The organism is Comamonas sp. GCA5 (assembly GCF_036541385.1).
In the GTDB taxonomy this organism is placed as follows: domain Bacteria; phylum Pseudomonadota; class Gammaproteobacteria; order Burkholderiales; family Burkholderiaceae_C; genus Comamonas; species Comamonas aquatica.
Window position 1 is genome coordinate 12957 of the sequence record NZ_JAZHFR010000026.1, and the last position, 16181, is coordinate 29137.

A 16181-nucleotide genomic window follows, 5' to 3' on the forward strand; every position below is an offset into this window, starting at 1 on the left:
CCCCCTGCTCTGCCCCTGTGCCCGCCCTGTGCGGCACTGCGGGCGTGCCGTGCGAAGCGCCGCACGAAGCGCCGAGATAGCGGGTTTTTCCGCCTTTATTCCCTGCAGCGCGCAAGCAGCAGCCATAGAAGAATTGCCCCATCGCTAGCGTTGCCTGCCGCACATGTAGGCCCGTGGTTTATGTGAGCGATGCAAGTAACTCGCTTTTTCTGAAGGAAACGAAGCAATGGCCGCAACTATCAATACGAATATCGCCTCCATCAACGCGCAGCGGAACCTGTCGTTGTCTGGACAGTCTTTGAACACCACCATGCAGCGCCTGTCCTCCGGCCTGCGAGTGAACAGCGCCAAGGACGATGCCGCTGGTCTGGCGATTGCCGAGCGCATGAACACCCAGGTCAAGGGCCTGACGGTGGCATCGCGCAACGCCAATGACGGTATCTCGCTAGCGCAAACCGCTGAAGGCGCGCTGGGCAAGATTGGCGACATGCTGCAGCGCCAGCGTGAACTGGCCGTGCAGGCCTCCAACGCCACCAACAGCGCCAGCGACCGCGAGGCCCTGCAGGCTGAAGTGAGCCAGCTGACTGCGGAAATTGACCGCGTCGCCAAGCAGACCAATTTCAACGGCCAGAAGATTCTGGATGGCAGCTTTGCGGGTGCCGTGTTCCAGGTGGGCGCCAACTCCGGCGACAACATCACCTTGGGCGCGCTGGTGGATACGCGCTCTTCGCAGTTGTCGTCGGTGTCGTATGCAACCTCCGAGGAAGCAGCCGTTGAAACAGCACAGCCCCTGGCTGCCGCAGCCCCCCTGAGTACCTTCAGCGCTGCATCTGCAGACCTGAGCATCACGGTCAACGGCAGCACCACGGTTCCCCTGGGCAAATTGCCCGAAGCCGACAGCCCCCAGCAGCGCCTGGGCCAGGTGGTGGAAGCCATCAACCAAAAGAGCGCAGACACCGGCGTGACCGCCTATCTGACCAAGATTGATGGCACCGAGCAGTACAAGGTGGAAATCCTGTCTGAAAAACTGGATGCCAATGGCGCACCCGTGTCCGTGGCATTTGACAACTTCACTGCAGAAGAAACTGGCCTGGATCCCGCCCATGTCGACATCGCCGGCGGCGTTGCCGGCGCAGGCTCTGTAGATAAAGCACGCGGCATCGAAGACATCGACGTCAGCACCCAGAGCGGCGCGTGGGTCGCGCTGAAAAAGATCGACAGCGCCGTGGACCAAGTCAACAGCGCCCGCGCCACGCTGGGTGCGGTGCAGGCACGTTTTGAGAACACGGTCAACAACATCGACATTCAGGTAGAAAACCTGTCTGCCGCCCGCGGACGCATCATGGATGCTGACTTCGCCGTAGAAACCGCGAACCTGAGCCGCACACAGATCCTGCAGCAAGCGGGCACGGCCATGGTGGCCCAGGCCAACCAGATTCCGCAGAACGTGCTGAAGCTGCTGCAAAGCTAAACAGCACCTGCCGACGTTTTCCCTTCAGAATTTCCACTGGATGCCGATAAAGCCTCCAGTGGTTTTTTTTACCCTATGAAAAGTGGAGAGGCTGTCCGCAGCTATACCTGCATCTACCCCACGGCGCGAAAACTGCTAAGCCACAAACAAGACGGCTTTTTACGCACCATTCCTGCGCTTGGCTTTGTTTAGGTTCTGACACAATTTCCCCATGCTTGTCCTTATTGGTTACATCATCGCCTTCGGCTGCATCTTCGGCGTGTATGCCCTGCATGGCGGCAACATGAGTGTGCTTGCCAAAGCCCTGCCTTTTGAAATGGCCACCATCGGCGGCTCCGCCCTGGGCGCGTTCATCGTGACCAACCCGCCCAAGGTGCTCAAAGCCACGGCATCGGCGCTGGGCAGCTGCATCAAAAGCGCCAAGCACAACAAAGGACGCTTCATGAACCTGCTGGCCTTGCTGTACGACCTGCTGCAAAAGGCCCGCAAGGAAGGCTTGATGGCCATCGAAATGGATGTGGAAGAGCCACAGAATTCGGAAATTTTTCAGAAGTACCCTGAACTGCTGGCCGACCAACATCTGGTGGAGTTCATCACCGACTACCTGCGCATGATGGTGTCGGGCAACCTGAACTCGCACGAAATCGAGTCCCTGATGGAAAACGAAATGGATGCCCACCACCAGGAGGAGCACCGTGTGGTCACGGCGCTGCAGCGCCTGGCCGGCGCCCTGCCGGCCTTCGGTATCGTGGCAGCGGTGCTGGGCGTGGTGAACACCATGGGCTCCGTCGGGCAACCGCCTTCGGTGCTGGGCGGCATGATCGCCTCGGCGCTGGTGGGTACGTTCCTGGGCATTTTGCTGGCGTATGGCCTGGTGGAGCCCCTGGCCGGGCTGATCGAGCAGCGCAACCAGGACGCCGCCAAGGAATACGAGTGCATCAAGTGCACGCTGATTGCGAGCATGCAGGGCTACAACCCACCCACGGCGATTGAGTTTGGCCGCAAGGTGCTGTATTCGACGGAGCGCCCCGGCTTCTTGGAGCTGGAAGAGCACGTCAAGAGGAAGTAAGCCATGCCGCCCCCCAACCAGCCCGGCGGCGCAGCCGCGGGCGCAGCGAATGACAAGAAGCTGCAGCCCATCATCATCAAGCGCGTCAAGAAAGGTGAACACGGTCACCACGGCGGCGCCTGGAAGATTGCCTATGCCGACTTCATGACGGCGATGATGGCCTTCTTTTTGCTGATGTGGCTGCTGGGCTCGACCTCCAAGGGGGACCTGCAGGGGATTGCCGCGTACTTCAACTCGCCCCTCAAGGTGGCGATGGCCGGGGGCGACGGCTCGGGCAACAGCTCCAGCGTCATCCCCGGGGGCGGCAACGACCTGACCAAGGTGTATGGCCAGGTCAAACGCTCGGAAACCGAGAGCGAAAGCCAGCGCCGCCAGGTGGACACCAAGCGCCAGCGCGCGCAGCAGGACACCCAGCGCATCCAGGCCTTGCACGCCAAGATCGACGCCATGATTTCCAGCAATGCCACGCTGAACGAATACCGCTCGCAGATCCGCATGGACGTGACGCCCGATGGCCTGCAGATCCAGATCGTGGACGACCAGAACCGCCCGATGTTCGACATCGGCAGCGCCATGGTCAAGCCCTACATGCGCGACATCCTGCGCGAGGTCGGCTCGGCCCTGGGCGGGGTGGAAAACCGCATCAGCATAGCGGGCCACACCGACGCTGCGCCGTATGGCATGGGCGAACGCGGCTACAGCAACTGGGAGCTGTCGACTGACCGGGCCAACGCCTCGCGCCGCGAATTGGTGGCGGCCGGCATGCCCAACGACAAACTGGCCCGCGTGGTGGGGCTGGCAGCCAGCGACCTGCTGCTGCCGAACGAGCCACGCGCACCGCAGAACCGGCGCATCACCATCACGGTGCTGACGCATGAGGCAGAGGAACGCTTGCTGGGCAAGCAAACCCCGACTGTCCACCCAGACAGCAAATTGGAAACGGAAAAGCAGGAGAATCCCCCACCTGCGCCCCAAACTCCGTGACAATTTGTGAAAACAGGACGAAGCCCGTGCACGGCACAGGTTTCATTCAGAGCTTTTTTGACCGAAAGGGTCCCCCGTGGCCAACAACGACCTTCGTTTTTTGATTGTTGACGACTTCTCGACCATGCGTCGCATCGTGCGCAACCTGCTCAAGGAGAGCGGCTTCACCGAGGCCGATGAGGCCGAAGACGGCGTGGCAGCGCTGCACAAGCTGCGCAACGGCAAGTTCGACTTCGTGGTGTCCGACATCAACATGCCGAACATGAATGGTTTCGAGTTGCTGACGGAAATCAAGTCCGACGACAAGCTCAAGCACCTGCCCGTGCTGATGGTGACCGCCGAAGCCCGCAAGGAAGACATCGTCGCCGCCGCCCAGGGTGGCGCGGCCGGCTACATCGTCAAACCGTTCACCAAGGCCACGCTGGAAGAGAAGGTGAACCTGATCCTGAAGAAGCTGGGCCTGGGATAAAGCCATGGAACACACACCGCCCAACGCCGGCCCACCCGCAGCAGGCTTCGACCATGGCGAGGTGCACAACAAGATCGGACTGCTGACACGCCAGCTGCACGACGCGTTGCGCGAGTTGGGCTATGCAGACCGCCTGCGCGGGACGGCCCAAGAGCTCCCGGATGCACAAAACCGCCTGTCCTACATTGCCCGCCTGACCGGCCAGGCGGCCGAAAAGGTGCTGACCCTGGTGGACGATGCCAAGGAGCGTCAGTCCAGCATCGTGGCGCGAACCAAGCAGATGCGCCAGTCCATGATTGCCGACCCGGTGGCGGCCGTGGCCAAGGGCCACATCATGAATTACCTGGAAGACATGGAAAAGGCCACGGAGATCGTGGACAACCAGTTGACCGACATCATGATGGCGCAGGACTTCCACGACCTGACGGGGCAGGTGATCGCCAAGGTGGTGACCCTGGCCGGCACGCTGGAGAAGCAGCTGATTGAGCTGCTGCTGCAGACCGCCCCGCAACCGGCCGGTCACCAGCCACTGCTGGATGCGGGCGAGGTCAGCGCCGCTGCCGCCATGGCGACCGGTGTGGCCGTGACCGCCGACCAGGCGGACGATCTGTGGGCGGCCGCCCTGGCAGAGGCCGCCCCCGAGGAAGCGGCGCACAACCCCAGCGCGGCAGCCGACCAGCCGGCGCACCCGGTCTTGCAAGGCCCCGTGGTGGACCCCAACGCCCAGGACGTGGTCACCTCACAGTCCCAGGTGGACGATTTGCTGGCCAGTTTGGGTTTTTAAAAAAGTGAGCTGCCAGCGCTTTTATTTCAAGCACTTTAGATAGTTTTATTTCTGAAGCAATTGAAAAATAAGCGCTGACAGCTCTGGTATTTAGAGCATTGCTCGGGCACCTAGCAGATTGCCCGCCGCCCGCAACCGCCGCGGGCGTTGAAATAGCGCCGCCTGTGGTGCGCTTTTCCCGCTTTAGCGTTCTGGCCGCTTGCGGACAATGGCATGAGACCTTTCCCTCATGCCGTCATGGAATCGAGCCAAGATAAATCCCTACCAGCCACCGCCAGGAAGCTGCAGAAAACCCGCGAGGACGGCCAGACGTCGCGCTCGCGGGATCTCGGCCACCTGGCCGTGCTGGGGGTGGGCTCGCTGGTCGTGATCGTGGGCGGCCCGACGCTGATGCACCACCTGCGCATCGCCCTGGGCCGGCAGCTGTCGTTCAATGCCGAGACCGTGCTGTCGCCACAGCTGATGATGGAGCGCCTGGTGGACATGGCCTGGATCGGCATCCTGGGCTGCGTGATCTTTGCTCTGGTAATCAATGCGGCCTCGATCGCGGCGACGCTGATGTCTGGCGGTTGGATCTACAGCCTCAAGCCCATCATGCCGCAGTTCAACCGCATCAACCCGATCTCGGGCCTGGGCAACGTCTTCTCCAAGCAGCAGCTGATCACGGCGCTGAAGAACGTGCTGCTGATGCTCATCCTGGGCACGGTGGGCTGGTTCCACATCAAGTCCGGCATCCCGGACATGGCCTCCCTGCCGTCCTTGGGCGGTGCGGCCGCACTGGCGCGCGTGGGCGACTGGATCGTGACCGGCCTGCTGCTGTTGCTGCTGGTGGTGTTTGCCGTGGCGCTGATCGATGTGCCGCTGCAGAAGTTCCTGTTCCTGCAGCGCCTGAAGATGAGCCACCAGGAAGTCAAACAAGAGCACAAGGAGTCTGAGGGAAGCCCCGAGCTCAAGGGCAAGATCCGCCAGAAGCAGCGCGAGATCGCCCAGCGCGCCAGCGTCACCGCCGTGCCCAAGGCCGACTTCGTGGTGACCAACCCCACCCACTATGCGGTGGCCCTGCGCTACGACGAAAACAATATGGCGGCCCCCCAGGTCGTGGCCATGGGCGCCGACCTGGTGGCCCTGAAGATCCGCGAAGTGGCCAAGGCCCACGACATCCCCGTGCTGGAGTCCCCCATGCTGGCGCGTGCCCTGTACGCCCACGCCGAAATCGACCAGTCCATCCCGTCCACGCTGTACACCGCCGTGGCCCAGGTGCTGGCCTATGTCTACCGCCTCAAGGCCGCAATGCGCGGCGAGGCCCCTGCCCCGGGCGAGCTGGTCCAGCCCCTGGTGCCCCCGGAACTGGATCCGCACACCCGACGTGCTGCGGCCGCACAGTCTTAAGCGTTAGAAAGCACTGCCACCATGAGCACCGCCTTGTTCAAAAACCTGCAAGCCTGGAACGCCAAGAACGGCATGGCCCTCCAGAGCCTGGGCGCCCCCCTGCTGGTGATTGCCATCCTGGCCCTGATGGTCCTGCCCATGCCGCCGTGGCTGCTGGACACGTTCTTCACGCTGAACATCGCCACTGCGCTGATGGTGATGATGATTGCCGCCTACATGGTGCGCCCGCTGGACTTTGCGGTCTTCCCCTCGGTACTGCTGCTGACCACGCTGATGCGCCTGTCGCTGAACGTGGCCTCGACCCGCGTGGTGCTGATGGAAGGCCACACCGGCCCTGGCGCTGCGGGCGCGGTGATCGAGGCCTTTGGTCACTTCCTGATCGGCGGCAACTTTGCCGTGGGTCTGATCGTGTTCGCCATCCTGGTGGTGATCAACTTCGTGGTGATCACCAAGGGTGCCGAGCGTATCGCCGAAGTCTCGGCCCGCTTCACCCTGGACGCCATGCCCGGCAAGCAGATGGCCGTGGACGCCGACCTGAACGCTGGCCTGATCGACGAAGCCGAAGCCAAGCGCCGCCGCGCCGAGGTGCAGGAAGAAGCCAACTTCTTCGGCTCCATGGACGGTGCCTCCAAGTTCGTGCGCGGCGATGCCATGGCCGGCATCCTGATTCTGATCATCACCATCATCGGCGGCTTCATCATCGGCATGGCCCAGCACGGCCTGAGCGCCGGCGACGCCGCCAACAGCTACATCCTGCTGGCCGTGGGTGATGCCCTGGTGGCCCAGATCCCCGCCCTGCTGATCTCCGTGGCCTCCGCCATGGTCATCTCGCGCGTCGGCAAGGACAACGACACCGGCAAGCAGATCGCCAACCAGATGCTGGGTTCGCCCCGCGCCCTGGCCATCACGGCCGCCATCCTGATCATGCTGGGCCTGATCCCCAACATGCCCCACACCGTGTTCCTGCTGATGGGCAGCCTGTTTGGTTACGGCGCCTGGATGGTGCACCGCAAGAACCAGCAAAAGCAGCAGACCGCCGCCAGCGGTGCCGCCGGCGCCGACAGCAGCGCACCCAGCGGTGCACTGGCCGCACCCGCCCAGGACAGCGAGGCCACCTGGGACGACCTGCAGCCCGTGGACCTGCTGGGCCTGGAGCTGGGCTACCGCCTGATCGCACTGGTGGACAAGAAGCGCCAGGGCGACCTGCTGACCCGCATCAAGGGCGTGCGCCGCAAGTTTGCCCAGGAAGTCGGCTTCCTGCCGCCGGCCGTGCACGTGCGCGACAACCTGGAGCTCAAGCCCAGTGCCTACCGCATCACCCTGCGCGGCGTGATGGTGGGCGAAGGCGAGGCCTTCCCCGGCATGTACCTGGCCATCAACCCCGGTGGCATCAGCACGCCGCTGATCGGCACCCCCACCACCGATCCGGCCTTTGGTCTGCCCGCCCACTGGATCGACGAACGCCAGAAGGAAGCGGCACAAATGGCCGGTTTTACGGTCGTTGATTCGGTAACCGTGATGGCGACACATTTGTCACACTTGATGCAAATGCATGCTGCCAAGCTGTTGAGCCGCAACGAGGTGCAACAACTGGTGGAGCACGTGGCCAAGTCCGCGCCCAAGTTGATTGAAGAAGTCATTCCGAAGATGGTCACCGTCACAACGTTCCAGAAGGTCCTGCAGCTGCTGCTGGAGGAGGCTGTGCACATCCGTGACATCCGCACCATCATCGAGACGCTGGCGGAGCACGCCGGCACGACACAGGATGCCGCAGAGCTGGCGCGCCGCGTGCGCATCGCCCTGTCGCCAGCCATCGTGCAACAAATCTACGGCCCCACCCGCGAACTCAACGTCATTGCGATCGAACCCGGTCTGGAGCGCTTGCTGGTGCAAGCCCTGTCCAACCCGCAAGCGCCTTCGCTGGACCCCGGTGTGGCCGACATGCTGACCCAACGCGCGGCCGAGGTCGCCAACAAGCAGGAAGAGCTGGGCATGCCCGCCTGCCTGCTGGTGCCCGACGCGATTCGCAACGCCATCGCACGCCTGGTGCGCCGTGTGGCCCCACGCCTGCAGGTGCTGGCGCACAGCGAAATCCCCGAGACCCACACCATCCGCATCGGCCCCATTCTTAAAGGTGCAAACGCATGAACATCCAACGCTTCTTAGCCCCCACGTCCCGCGAGGCCCTGGACAAGGCGCGAGCCGCTTTTGGTGACAGCACCCTGATCCTGTCGAACCGCCCCACGGCCCATGGCGTGGAAGTCATGGCCACCGCGGAAGATGCACTGGGCAACCTGGACAAGGGCCGCACCACCAGCCCCGGCCTGATGGCCGCCATCCAGGCGCGCGCGGCCGAGGAGACCCGCGCCCCCAAGCAGGCGCCCAAGTCCCCGCTGCGCGTGGAGCCGCAGCTGCAGCAGGCCAAGCCCGTGATCAAGGCCAGCGCGCGCCAGAGCGTGGCCGAAGACACCGAGCAGCTGGCCATGAGCACCCTGTCCTTCCAGGACTATGTGCGCGAACGCATGCTGCGCCGCCGCAACGAAGAGATGAGCGACAGCGTCGCCACCGAGGCACTGCCCACCTTCGCCCGCAAGAACCGCCTGGATGCCGTGCGCGACAGCGCCCCGCTGCCCACCGCCCCGTCGGTCATCAAGCACAACCCCCTGCGCGGTCTGGCGGTGGAACTGCCGGCCGAACCCCGCAAGGCCAGCGCACCGGCTGCCGCCCCCGCGCTGATGCACGAGCTGCAGTCCGTCAAGGAGTTGATTGAAGAGCGCTTCAACACCCTGACCTGGATGAACCAGACGCGTGCCAATCCGCTGCAGAGCAACCTGATGCTCAAGCTGATCCGCGCCGGTTACTCGCCCGCCCTGTCGCGCGCCATGATGGAGCGCCTGCCCCAGAACCACGGCCCCGCCGAGGCCCTGAAGTGGCTGATGCAGGTGCTGGAGCGCAACCTGCGCACCGACCGCGCTGAGGCGCCCATCTGGGACAAGGGTGGCGTGTTCGCCCTGGTCGGCTCCACCGGAGTGGGCAAGACCACCACGGCCGCCAAGCTGGCCGCCCTGTGCGCGGCCAAGCACGGCCCCCACAACGTGGGCCTGATCACGCTGGACACCTACCGTGTCGGCGGCCACGAGCAGTTGCGTGCCTATGGCCGCATGCTGGGCGTGGTGGCCCACCTGGCGCACGACAAGGCCGCCCTGCAGGACCTGCTGGGCCTGTTGGCCGGCAAGAAGATGGTCATCATCGACACCACCGGCGTGGCCCCGCGCGACCCGCGCAAGGACGACATCCTGGAAGTGCTGAACCTGCCCGGCGTGGAACGCCTGCTGGTGGCCAATGCCGGCGCCCACGGCGATACGCTGGACGAATCGCTGGCCGCCTTCAAGCGCGATGGCTGCAAGCAGACCATCCTGTCCAAGCTGGACGAGGCCGTGAAGCTGGCCCCCGCCCTGGACGCCCTGATCCGCCACCAGATGGTGCTGCGCGGCATCACCAACGGCCAGCGCGTGCCCGAAGATTTCGAGCGTGCAAATGCCAGCGAGCTGGTCGCCACCTCCATGCGTGCCCACACCAAGTCGGCCTTCGATCCCTCCTCGCTGGACATGGACTTCTACTTCACGGAATCGTCCATCGGCAACGCCCAAGGGGCCTTGCATGCTTGAGAGCGTGTGGCACCAAGGTACCGGCCTGCGCTGGCAGGGCGTGCAGTCCTCGCTGCGCGTGCTGCCCGTGGTGCCCTCCGGTGACAGCGCCGACGCGGCCGCCCTGTGGATGGCCTGCGCCCAGCTGCAGCAACAGGGCTACCCCGTCGTGGTGCTGGATGGCACCGAACAGGAAACCCACGCGCTGCCCGGGCTGCAGGATCTGCTGCAGCCGCGCCTGGGCTATGCACACACCGCCCTGCCGGCCGACACCGGCAATCCGCTGAGCGTCGCCACCCTGCCCGCGGCGCGCGGCATGGTGCAGCTGCAGCACAAGGCCTCGGTCACCGGCACCCGCCCGCTGGAGCTGCTGTACCGCTATGTGCGCAACCACGCCCTGGTGGTGCTGCTGGCACCCGCCCCCCTGCTGGTGGGCATGCTGCAAGGCTGCCGCCAGGCGCCGCTGCAGCTGGTGCCGGCGCAGTCGCGCAACGTGGTCAGCAGCTACCGCGCCCTCAAGCAGGTGTTTGCCGGCAGCGGCCTGATGCCGCGCCTGGTGGCCATGCGCCCCGCCGACTACGGGCTGGACCCGGTGCTCAAATCGCTGTCGCAGTGTGCGCTGCGCCATTTGCAGGCCGAGCCGCTGTGCGAACAATTCGATCCGCTGCAACCCCGGCACCTGCAACGCTGGGCCCTACAATGCCTGGAGCACGCCGAAACCGTGCAGCCGCCCCAAGAGATGGCGGCCCGCGAAGCGGCGTTTTCTTCTTCCTCGCCTGCTGTGTGGAGCCACTGAGTCGATGTACACCGCCCATGGTCAACTGGACCGCGATGCGCTGATTCGCCAGCATGCCCCGCTGGTGCGTCGCATCGCGCAACACATGATTGCCAAGCTCCCGCCCAACGTGGAGCTGGACGACCTGATCCAGGTCGGCATGATTGGCCTGGCCGATGCCCTGTCACGCTACGAAGCCAGCCAGGGTGTGCAGTTCGAGACCTTTGCCGGCCAGCGCATCCGCGGCGCCATGCTTGACGAGCTGCGCGAGAACGACTGGATGAGCCGTAGCTCGCGCAAGGGCCAAAAAGACATCGAGAACGCCATCCATCGGCTGGAGCAGCAACTGGGCCGTGCGCCCAAGGAATCGGAAATCGCCCAGTCCATGGACCTGGCGCTGGGCGAGTACCAGTCCCTGCTGTCCAAGGTGCGTGGCACACAGTTGGTCTACCTGGAAGACATCACCCCCGGCGATGACGACAACGGCAGCTTCCTGGACCGCCATGTGGCCGATGTCGGTGCCGACCCCTTCAGCCTGCTGCGCGACGACCGCATGCGCACCGCCTTGGTGCAGGCCATCGACAGCCTGCCCGAGCGCGAGAAGTACGTCATGGGCATGTACTACGAGCACGACATGAACCTCAAGGAAATCGCCGCCGTGCTGGAAGTCACCGAATCGCGCGTCTGCCAGTTGCACAGCCAGGCTATCGCGCGCCTGCGCACCAAGATGCGGGCCCACTGACGGCCCGGCACCGCCGGCCGCACCCCGTGCGGCATCGCAGTCCTCACCGCCTACAAAAAAGCGCCTCATGAGGCGCTTTAATTTTTTCAGGAGCGGTTATCGCAGGTGATTCGGGCGTTTGCACGGCATTTGTGCTGCAAACACGCTAAAGACGAGCGCCATGCGCTCTCTTTTTAGATCAACCGCTGATGTGGTACATGCGCGCCACCGAGGCTGCGCTGCCGGGCTGCTTGGCGCCGCCGTAGGTGTGGTGGACCGATTGCTCAGGGATCAGCGATGCCAGCTGCTGGCCGGTAATGGCCGACACCTTGGAGATGTGGCCGCGCATCTGCGTCAGGCGACCGGACATGGCCTGCATGCGCTGCACGTTCTCGGGTGTGAACTGCTCGGCGCCAAAGCGCTGTGCCAGCCCGGCAAAAGCCTGCATGCCATCACGCAACTGTCGAATGGCGTGTTCGGTCGATTCGGGCTGGTTCTCCAGCACCAAGGCATTGACCAGATCGATCATGCCGTTAATTTGTTCCAGAGCTTCACTAAGTTGCATGGTGGTTTCAGCGGTTGAGCGGGTTGAGACGGAGTTCGGGCGCTAGACACCAGTGAGGCCGAAGGTCGGGTGGCCCACACCGGCGCACAGCGCCCGTAGAAAAAGCTTAAACGCGGCTTGCGCCCAGCAGCCCAGCAGCGTCCACCAACATCTTGTCGGCCACCACGCTGGCGTTCACCTTGAACGTGCCGTTGGCAATGGCTTCGCGGATGGCATTGACCTTGGCCATGTCCACATCCGACGAAGACTTGGAATTTTGATCCAGCGAGCGCACCGAGTTCGATACGGTCACAGGCACACCTGCGGCATTCGCACGGGTTTGCTGCACCACCTCACTGGCGGTGCCGTTTTGTTTTTGCTGGGCTTGTTGCGCAGCGTTCTGCTGCGGCTTGGCTGCCAGCATTTCGACGTTGGTGTTGTGTCCGACCTTCATGTTTTTCTCCAATGTCCCCGCTCCGGGCTCTGTAGTCTTGCTATCGGCGGCTTGAAAGATAACTTGAGTATTTTCTTTCAAATCCGTCTGTATCACTGTGCAACCACAACTTCCCCTTGCGGATTGACGGTTCCGGTGACGGTGCGCCCGTTGTCCATGCGCACCCGGATGTTCTGGCCGGCAGCGCCACCTTCCAGCGCCCGGCCGGTGCCGGTCACCATGAAGCCGCCGCCCTGGGCAATCACTTTGACGGTGGCACCCGGTTTCAGGATCTGCGCCGCCTTGACCATGGTCTGGCGCAGGGCCATCCCGGACGTCAGGTTGCGCGCCGCCGTCTGTCCCACCCAATCTTCGGGCATGGCGATGATGGCATGGGGCGACTCGGCCCAGTCCACTTCGGCCTGCATGGCGTGATCGTAAGTGAGCACTTCGCCCATGCTCACATTGTGGGTCAGCACCCAGGCGGGGCCGAAGGCCTGGATGGTGACCGGCAGGAACACATTCCAAGGCTTGGCACCTTCCACACAGCGCAGGCCGATGCGGGTGCGGCCCCACAGCTTGCTGCCGCTGGGCAGGTAGGGGTCGACATTCTGGCAGGGCGCCAGGTTCAGGCGCGGATCGAGTCGGCCCACCTGCACCTCCATGCGCAGCGGCATGCTCTGCATCTCGGCCGATTTAGACAGTGCGCCCTGCAGCCATTCGTTGCTGATCTGCCCCAGATCCTGGGCACCTGCTCCCAGCGCAGCACCGCCCACAGCCATGCAGGCCAGCGCACGCACCAGGGTGCGCGCAAGACGGGAACGGAAGGCGGACGGAAACAGGTCATGGGGCATGCCAGCCACTGTAGTCAGCCCTGCGACTTTTAAACCCCGAAAGTACCCACCCAAGCCTGCTTTCTTCGCGCTTTAGCAAATACGGCGGATTTCCATAATCACTGCACGTGCCAAAGTCCGCCCGACTGGGGCGCCCCGCATTCCGTTTTTCACACCGCACAAGGATTCGCATGCTCAACAAAATGACCGGACGTTTGGACTTCCACAGCGACGCTCTGCTGTTGCGTGCGGAGCGCCAGCGGGTGCTGGCCAGCAACATCGCCAACGCCGACACCCCCGGCTATGTGGCACGGGACTTCAACTTCGCCAAGACGCTGCAGGCCGCCCAGGGCGAAAACGGCTCGGTGCGCCAGGCGCTGCAGGCCGCCAGCACCACGCACAGCCAGCACATGCCCCTGCCCACCGAGAAGTTCGGCACCGACGGCAAGGGCCGTCTGGGCTATTCGCTGACCTCGCAGCCCAGCCTGGACAACAACACGGTCGACCTGGACCGTGAACGTGCCAATTTTGTGGACAACGCCGTGCGTTACGAAGCCACGCTGCGCTTTCTGAACGGCAGCGCCAAAACCATGCTCAGCGCCATCACCGGCCAGTAAGCGCACCGACTCTCAAGGAAACCACCGCCATGTCCATGTTCTCCATCTTCAGCGTCTCGGGCAGTGCCATCAGCGCCCAGTCGCAGCGCCTGAACGTTGTGGCCTCCAACCTGGCCAACGTCGACGCCGTCGCCGGCCCCGATGGCCAGGCCTACAAGGCCCGCGAAGTGGTCTTCCAGACCGCGCCCATGGGCCCCGAAGGATCTGCCGGCGTCAAGGTCAAGGACATCACCGAAGACAACACCCCGGGCCGCCGCGTGCACAACCCCGAGCACCCACTGGCGGACGCGCAAGGCTATGTCACCCACTCCAACGTGAATGCCGTGGACGAGATGGTCAACATGATTTCGGCTTCCCGTTCCTACCAGAACAACGTGGAAGTCATGAACACCGCCAAGTCGCTGCTGCTGAAAACGCTGCAACTGGGCCAATAAGCACACAGAAAGTAGGCGCACATGATTTCCGGCGTTTCCTCCAACACCAGCACCTCCTCCGGCAGCGGCTCGGTCACCTCAGCAGCCGACATGCAGGACCAGTTCCTGACGCTGCTCGTTGCGCAGCTGCAGAACCAGGACCCCACCAACCCGATGGACAACTCGCAGCTGACCTCGCAGATGGCGCAGATCAGCACCGTCAGCGGCATCGAAAAGCTCAACAGCACCGTGGAAAGCGTGTCCAGCCAGTTGGCCTCCATGCAGATGCTGCAGGGTGTGTCCATGATCGGCCGCACCGTGCTGTCCGAGGGCAACCAGCTGGGCCTGGCCGCCTCCGAAGACGAGGAAGGCAACATCAAACTCAGCGGCACTGCCGCGTTTGACCTGGAAGGCTCGGCCTCCAATGTCACAGTCACCATCACCGACGCCAACGGCAAGATTGTGGACACCATCGAAATGGGCTCTGCACAAGCGGGCCGCAACTATTTCACCTGGGATGGCAGCGACTACACCGGCGAGAGCATGGATCTGCGCTTCAAGGTCACCGCCACCAACGGCGAAGCCAACGTCAAATCGACTTCGCTGTCCCCCAACGCTGTAGTCGCTACCAGCATCAGCAATGGCGCCCTCATGCTGGAGCTTGGGAATGGCAGCAGCATCAACTACAACAGCATCAAGGCTGTGTTTTAAATTCGCAGGAGCAAACCATGGGTTTCAATCACGGACTTTCCGGCCTCAATGCAGCCAGCAAAAATTTGGATGTCATTGGCAACAACATCGCCAACAGCAACACGGTGGGCTTTAAGCAATCGCGCGCTGAATTCAATGAAATGGTGGCCAGCGCCATGGGCGCGTCCAGCAGCACCAACACCGGCATCGGTGTCAGCGTGGCCGCTGTGTCCCAGCAGTTCACGCAAGGCGTCACCACCCCATCCGCCAACGGCCTGGACATGGCCATCAACGGCGACGGCTTCTTCGTGGTGCAAACCGGCACCGGCACGGCCTACACCCGCAACGGCGCCTTCCAGCTGAACAAGGCGGGCGAGCTGGTCACGGTGAATGGCGACAAGGTCCAGGGCTACACCGTCGACCCCACCACCGGCCTGCGCACCAGCGTGGCCCTGAGCAACCTGGTGTTCCCGGCCGGCACCCCCATCCCCGCCAAGCAGACCAGCACCGTGACCGCCACGCTGAACCTGGACGCGCGCGTGGACCAGAATGCCGTGCCCGCCCCAGCACGTTCCACCTATGGCACGTCGCTGGAAGTGTTCGACGAACAAGGCATGGCCACTCCGCTGTCCATGTACTTCCAGAAGTCGGGCGCCAACACCTGGACTGTGTACGACAGCCTGGACCCCAATGCCATGCCCATCGGCCAGATGGTGTTCAGCTCCACGGGCAAGCTGCAAACCGTGGCTGCCTACAGCGGCGCGACCGACCCCGGTGGCCTGAACCCCGGGGATCCCGGCTACGTGCCCCAGTTCGCGGCCCCCACCGGCACCACGCTGACCACCACCGTCACCACCACCAACCCCAACAACCCCAACCCCGGACCCTGGCCAGTGGACATCGACCTGGGCAAGGTGACGCAGATGGGCAGCGCCTTCTCCGTGGCCAAGCTGACCCAGGACGGTTATGCGACCGGTGAACTCACCGCGGTGAACGTGGCCTCGGACGGCACGCTGATGGCCACCTACTCCAACGGCGTCACCCGCGCCGAAGCGCAGATCGCCCTGGCCAAGTTCACCAACACCCAGGGTCTGCAGTCCGCAGGCAACAACAACTGGGTCGCCTCGAACGACTCCGGCCCACCGGTCTACGGCTCGGCCGGCAGCGGCAGCTTCGGCGTGATCCAGGGCAATGCCCTGGAGGAATCCACCGTGGACCTGACCGCCCAGCTGGTCGGCATGATGACCGCCCAGCGTGCCTACCAGGCCAACGCCCAGACCATCAAGACCCAGGACCAGATCTTCTCGACCCTGGTCAACCTGCGCTAAGCGCAGCCGACACG

At 63.7% G+C, this 16181-nt stretch carries 17 protein-coding genes; 14 read left to right on the forward strand and 3 right to left on the reverse strand.

Going from position 1 to position 16181, the window contains the following annotated elements:
* Positions 1-226 precede the first annotated feature (226 nt).
* The 10 genes from SJH88_RS08540 (at position 227) to SJH88_RS08585 (ending at position 11330) form a co-directional block, all read left to right on the forward strand.
* Entirely contained in the window at positions 227-1471 is a 1245-nt protein-coding gene (locus SJH88_RS08540; protein WP_274754196.1) for a flagellin, read from the forward strand.
* A gap of 211 nt (positions 1472-1682) precedes the next feature.
* The gene (gene motA, locus SJH88_RS08545; RefSeq protein ID WP_043382790.1) at positions 1683-2540 is read left to right on the forward strand and encodes a flagellar motor stator protein MotA; all 858 of its coding nucleotides are present in this window, start codon (positions 1683-1685) and stop codon (positions 2538-2540) included.
* Positions 2541-2543: 3 nt separating this feature from the next.
* Positions 2544-3524: a flagellar motor protein MotB gene (motB, locus tag SJH88_RS08550; RefSeq protein WP_274754197.1), complete on the forward strand. Its 981-nt coding sequence runs from the start codon at positions 2544-2546 to the stop codon at positions 3522-3524.
* A gap of 76 nt (positions 3525-3600) precedes the next feature.
* Entirely contained in the window at positions 3601-3993 is a 393-nt protein-coding gene (gene cheY, locus SJH88_RS08555; RefSeq protein ID WP_274754198.1) for a chemotaxis response regulator CheY, read from the forward strand.
* A 4-nt stretch (positions 3994-3997) separates the two neighbouring features.
* Entirely contained in the window at positions 3998-4777 is a 780-nt protein-coding gene (locus tag SJH88_RS08560) for a protein phosphatase CheZ (RefSeq protein ID WP_274754199.1), read from the forward strand.
* Positions 4778-5014: 237 nt separating this feature from the next.
* Positions 5015-6166 carry a flagellar biosynthesis protein FlhB gene (gene flhB / locus SJH88_RS08565; RefSeq protein ID WP_274754222.1) on the forward strand — a complete coding sequence of 384 codons (1152 nt, stop codon included), beginning with the start codon at positions 5015-5017 and terminating at the stop codon, positions 6164-6166.
* Positions 6167-6187: 21 nt separating this feature from the next.
* A complete protein-coding gene (gene flhA / locus SJH88_RS08570; RefSeq protein ID WP_274754200.1) occupies positions 6188-8314 on the forward strand; it encodes a flagellar biosynthesis protein FlhA in 2127 nt (708 codons plus the stop codon).
* On the forward strand, positions 8311-9834 hold the full coding sequence (gene flhF, locus SJH88_RS08575; RefSeq protein WP_274754201.1) for a flagellar biosynthesis GTPase FlhF: 1524 nt from the start codon (positions 8311-8313) through the stop codon (positions 9832-9834). The genes flhA and flhF overlap by 4 nt, the downstream gene beginning before the upstream one ends.
* Positions 9827-10609, forward strand: coding sequence for a hypothetical protein (locus tag SJH88_RS08580; RefSeq protein ID WP_274754202.1), 783 nt, complete (start codon positions 9827-9829; stop codon positions 10607-10609). The genes flhF and SJH88_RS08580 overlap by 8 nt, the downstream gene beginning before the upstream one ends.
* Positions 10610-10613: 4 nt before the next feature.
* Positions 10614-11330: an RNA polymerase sigma factor FliA gene (locus SJH88_RS08585; RefSeq protein WP_274754203.1), complete on the forward strand. Its 717-nt coding sequence runs from the start codon at positions 10614-10616 to the stop codon at positions 11328-11330.
* 178 nt (positions 11331-11508) lie between these two features.
* On the opposite strand, the gene SJH88_RS08590 is transcribed toward SJH88_RS08585, so the two are convergent.
* The 3 genes from SJH88_RS08590 to flgA all read right to left on the reverse strand — a co-directional run bounded on the left by SJH88_RS08590 (position 11509) and on the right by flgA (position 13140).
* Positions 11509-11874 carry a hypothetical protein gene (locus SJH88_RS08590; protein WP_274754204.1) on the reverse strand — a complete coding sequence of 122 codons (366 nt, stop codon included), beginning with the start codon at positions 11872-11874 and terminating at the stop codon, positions 11509-11511.
* 106 nt (positions 11875-11980) lie between these two features.
* Complete coding sequence (flgM, locus tag SJH88_RS08595; protein ID WP_274754205.1) at positions 11981-12388, reverse strand: flagellar biosynthesis anti-sigma factor FlgM; 408 nt, start codon at positions 12386-12388, stop codon at positions 11981-11983.
* An 11-nt stretch (positions 12389-12399) separates the two neighbouring features.
* Positions 12400-13140, reverse strand: a complete 741-nt coding sequence (gene flgA / locus SJH88_RS08600; RefSeq protein WP_274754206.1) for a flagellar basal body P-ring formation chaperone FlgA — start codon at positions 13138-13140, stop codon at positions 12400-12402.
* 170 nt (positions 13141-13310) lie between these two features.
* Here flgA and flgB point away from each other — a divergent pair, with 170 nt between their 5' ends.
* Genes flgB through flgE form a run of 4 tightly spaced genes read left to right on the forward strand, consistent with a single transcriptional unit; the run spans position 13311 to position 16167 of the window.
* Positions 13311-13736, forward strand: a complete 426-nt coding sequence (gene flgB / locus SJH88_RS08605) for a flagellar basal body rod protein FlgB (RefSeq protein WP_042413609.1) — start codon at positions 13311-13313, stop codon at positions 13734-13736.
* Between the two features lie 29 nt (positions 13737-13765).
* Positions 13766-14170: a flagellar basal body rod protein FlgC gene (gene flgC / locus SJH88_RS08610; RefSeq protein ID WP_274754207.1), complete on the forward strand. Its 405-nt coding sequence runs from the start codon at positions 13766-13768 to the stop codon at positions 14168-14170.
* A gap of 21 nt (positions 14171-14191) precedes the next feature.
* Complete coding sequence (locus SJH88_RS08615; RefSeq protein ID WP_274754208.1) at positions 14192-14860, forward strand: flagellar hook assembly protein FlgD; 669 nt, start codon at positions 14192-14194, stop codon at positions 14858-14860.
* 17 nt (positions 14861-14877) lie between these two features.
* On the forward strand, positions 14878-16167 hold the full coding sequence (flgE, locus tag SJH88_RS08620; RefSeq protein ID WP_274754209.1) for a flagellar hook protein FlgE: 1290 nt from the start codon (positions 14878-14880) through the stop codon (positions 16165-16167).
* Positions 16168-16181 lie beyond the last annotated feature (14 nt).

Bases quoted from the DNA above. Each gene is read 5' to 3' on its own strand.
- SJH88_RS08540 (WP_274754196.1), top strand. From the start codon at position 227: ATGGCCGCAACTATCAATACGAATATCGCCTCCATCAACGCGCAGCGG.
- motA (WP_043382790.1), top strand. From the start codon at position 1,683: ATGCTTGTCCTTATTGGTTACATCATCGCCTTCGGCTGCATCTTCGGC.
- motB (WP_274754197.1), top strand. From the start codon at position 2,544: ATGCCGCCCCCCAACCAGCCCGGCGGCGCAGCCGCGGGCGCAGCGAAT.
- SJH88_RS08560 (WP_274754199.1), top strand. From the start codon at position 3,998: ATGGAACACACACCGCCCAACGCCGGCCCACCCGCAGCAGGCTTCGAC.
- flhB (WP_274754222.1), top strand. From the start codon at position 5,015: ATGGAATCGAGCCAAGATAAATCCCTACCAGCCACCGCCAGGAAGCTG.
- flhA (WP_274754200.1), top strand. From the start codon at position 6,188: ATGAGCACCGCCTTGTTCAAAAACCTGCAAGCCTGGAACGCCAAGAAC.
- flhF (WP_274754201.1), top strand. From the start codon at position 8,311: ATGAACATCCAACGCTTCTTAGCCCCCACGTCCCGCGAGGCCCTGGAC.
- SJH88_RS08580 (WP_274754202.1), top strand. From the start codon at position 9,827: ATGCTTGAGAGCGTGTGGCACCAAGGTACCGGCCTGCGCTGGCAGGGC.
- SJH88_RS08585 (WP_274754203.1), top strand. From the start codon at position 10,614: ATGTACACCGCCCATGGTCAACTGGACCGCGATGCGCTGATTCGCCAG.
- SJH88_RS08590 (WP_274754204.1), bottom strand. From the start codon at position 11,874: ATGCAACTTAGTGAAGCTCTGGAACAAATTAACGGCATGATCGATCTG.
- flgA (WP_274754206.1), bottom strand. From the start codon at position 13,140: ATGCCCCATGACCTGTTTCCGTCCGCCTTCCGTTCCCGTCTTGCGCGC.
- flgB (WP_042413609.1), top strand. From the start codon at position 13,311: ATGCTCAACAAAATGACCGGACGTTTGGACTTCCACAGCGACGCTCTG.
- flgC (WP_274754207.1), top strand. From the start codon at position 13,766: ATGTCCATGTTCTCCATCTTCAGCGTCTCGGGCAGTGCCATCAGCGCC.
- SJH88_RS08615 (WP_274754208.1), top strand. From the start codon at position 14,192: ATGATTTCCGGCGTTTCCTCCAACACCAGCACCTCCTCCGGCAGCGGC.
- flgE (WP_274754209.1), top strand. From the start codon at position 14,878: ATGGGTTTCAATCACGGACTTTCCGGCCTCAATGCAGCCAGCAAAAAT.